Origin of the sequence: Sphingobacterium sp. T2, assembly GCF_000814685.1 — a bacterium.
In the GTDB taxonomy this organism is placed as follows: domain Bacteria; phylum Bacteroidota; class Bacteroidia; order Sphingobacteriales; family Sphingobacteriaceae; genus Sphingobacterium; species Sphingobacterium thermophilum.
This window is the reverse complement of sequence record NZ_JXAC01000159.1, coordinates 1-2,771: the sequence shown is the minus strand read 5'-3', so window position 1 is coordinate 2,771 and position 2,771 is coordinate 1. Positions and strand designations below refer to the sequence as shown.

2 protein-coding genes are annotated in these 2,771 nt (G+C 44.4%); both read right to left on the bottom strand.

Annotated features, from left to right (window positions below):
- Nucleotides 1-214: 214 nt before the first annotated feature.
- A complete protein-coding gene (locus SD31_RS10410) occupies nt 215-892 on the bottom strand; it encodes a Fic family protein (RefSeq protein WP_231561453.1) in 678 nt (225 codons plus the stop codon).
- Between the two features lie 58 nt (nt 893-950).
- The gene (locus tag SD31_RS10405; protein ID WP_039054072.1) at nt 951-2,192 is read right to left on the bottom strand and encodes a site-specific integrase; all 1,242 of its coding nucleotides are present in this window, start codon (nt 2,190-2,192) and stop codon (nt 951-953) included.
- Nucleotides 2,193-2,771: the final 579 nt, after the last annotated feature.

Sequence of the window (2,771 nt, the reverse complement as noted above, 5' to 3'; positions counted from 1 at the left end):
TGCCGTCAAGGSCACCGTATCGCTGTCGCATTTGTAAAAGGAAGGCGAGGACTGACACCATGTTCGCGAGTGATTTCCTGTAACGCTTTTCCCTCCCTCGAACTCTTTAAGGATCTTACTGATCTGCTCCGGTCTGAATCGTTTACCTTTCATAATATACTGTTAAAGTTATCAATCATTTTCTATTCTCTAACAGTCTTTTTTTCGGGGAAGCTTACAGTATCCATTTATACCCATATTTGCGTAAAAGCAGCGTAGCAAGCAAGCGGCTTAACCTCCCGTTTCCATCCTGAAAGGGATGGATGGATACGAAATCATAGCAAAAAAGCGCACATTTAACCAAAGGATGTGTATCCTTGTCGGCATCATGCCATGTTATTAATTCACGCATCGCGTCTTCTGTGGGAAATCCCGGCGCGGTGGTTTGAAATATTATCTGTATTGTTCCGTCAGGCATATTCGCTTCGACAGCATTGGAGTGCTGCTTATAGTTTCCCCTATGCCATCTATCTTTTTCACTATATTTCAAAAGAACATTATGCAGGTTTTTTAAACCGTTTTCAGTCACCGGAATTTCTTCAAAATTTTCATCAATGACGTCCAGGGCCTCATAATATCCGACGACTTCTTGCTCATCCCGCTCTTGAAGTTTTGAGATGTCCATGTTCTTAAGAAGAATATCGACTTCTTCATCCGTTAGTTTGGAGCCCTCAATGCGGGTTGAAGCCCCAACACTTCTAACCGTAGCGATTGATTTAAGCTCTTTCAGGCTTTGCCCCTCCCTCCGTTCAATGGCTTTCCAAGAGGCATCGAACCTATCAATTTCACTGATAAGGCCTATCAGTTTCCAATTGATATCAAGAAATTCAGTATGTACACTTACTTTGCTCATGACACAAATTTATAAAAAAAGAACTTAATAATGAGCCGATATGAGCTAATAAGAACCGTTAAGGAGCCGATAACGAAATGTTTGTACGGAATCCTAACTTTTCTTTTAGTTTCTCCATATCGCTGCCAATCCGCGTGTCCAGCAGCTTGGCATAGTGCTGGGTGGTCTTGATGTTGGTATGCCCCAGCATCTTGGAAACCGTTTCGATAGGCACATTGTTGGCCAGTGTCACCGCGGTGGCGAATGTGTGCCGCGCCATGTGGAATGTCAGTTTTTTGGTGATGCCGCACAGGTCGGCAATCTCTTTCAGGTAGCTGTTCATCTTTTGGTTGCTCAATACCGGAAGAACCAATCCCTTTGCTACGCATGAGGGATAGTCTGCATAGCGCCCGATGATTTCCAAGGCTTGCGGAAGCAGCGGGATGTTGGAGGAAGTTTCCGTTTTCTCCCGGCTGGTCAATGCCCACAATCTACCGTCAATACCCTTGGCGATGTCCGTCTTTTGCAGTTTCCGTACATCGGCGTATGACAGCCCCGTATAGCAGCAGAACACGAAGATGTCGCGCACATGAGAAAGCCTTGTTATGGAAAATTCCTTTTGGGCTATCCTGTCCAGTTCATCGGGCGTGAGAAATTCCTTTTCCCTTGGCTTGGCCTTCGTTTTGTAGAACGCAAAGGGGTTTTCCGTAATCCATCGGTGGGCAAGACACTGATTTATGATTTTACGCAGGTGCTTCATGTATTTGGCTGCCGACACCGCACTGCACCCCATGTCAGAGCGCAGGAAAAACTCATAACCCGTGATGAACGCATGGTCGATGCGCTGGATGTCGATGTCCGTTTCACCATGGCATTTTTCCAAATAGAAGGTCAGGTGTGCAACAGAAGTGTTGTAGCCTTTCAGCGTGTTGGGTTTAAAGCCTTTCCCAAGCAACGCTTCCATCTTCCGGTTGTGTTCGGTAAACGTTTCCATCAAATACCGCCGCTGCACGTCTTTGCCAAGGTACTTTAGTTTCAGCGTTTCGGCAGTGATTTCCGCGCCGTCCTTTACGAGTTGCAGGTGGGCATTGGCCACCTTTCGCTCCATCGTGTCGAGGTAGGCGTTCAGGCCACGGATATCCTCTTTGGTACCCTTGGCACGATTGGACTTGGCGTTCCAGCGTACGGGGTCGCATTCTCGGCCAGTGGACACTTCCTTGGGTTCACCGGCCACGGTGATACGCATGTAAATCGGCTTGGGGCCGCACACATAATTTTTTGGTTTCTTCAAGTAGAAGAGCAAGGAATAATTTGTACTCATGATAACACATCATTTAAGTAAAACAAAACCGAGTCCCGACTTTCGGGACGAGCTCTGCATCGCCGTTAAAAAGCAATTTTTTACCGATGCAAATTAGCCTTGCAGCCTACGGTAGTCAAGATGTTCAATGACTGAACACGTTGTTTTATAATTTGTTACAACGTTTCCAGTGAGTAAAGGTATGCGGGGAATTGACTCACTGAATTACTCACTGTTTTTATGCGAATAATTGAACGAATCAAGATGCTGTAAAAAACAAAAAGCCTGCAGTGTATAGACATGCCCCAAAAAGTTAGACACTTATTTGGGGCATTTTTATGAGTAAAAAACAGAAGTATAATTTCAATTTTAAGTTACGTCTAGTAACCACTATTCTACGAGGTAAAGACAGTATTGGAAGCCTTGCAAAGCGAGAAGGATTAAGTAAATTCGAATTAATCAATTTTGGCTTTAGGCCATTTACCAAAATTATAGGCTAAGCAAAGGGCTTGCAAGGTAGTACGCCAAAAATCATTCACCAATAAGAAATAAAAACTCACATAATAATTACGAGAATATCATCAGACTAGTATATCTTGA

Coding starts and splice junctions, on each gene's coding strand:
- SD31_RS10410 (WP_231561453.1), bottom strand. CDS start 892: ATGAGCAAAGTAAGTGTACATACTGAATTTCTTGATATCAATTGGAAA.
- SD31_RS10405 (WP_039054072.1), bottom strand. CDS start 2,192: ATGAGTACAAATTATTCCTTGCTCTTCTACTTGAAGAAACCAAAAAAT.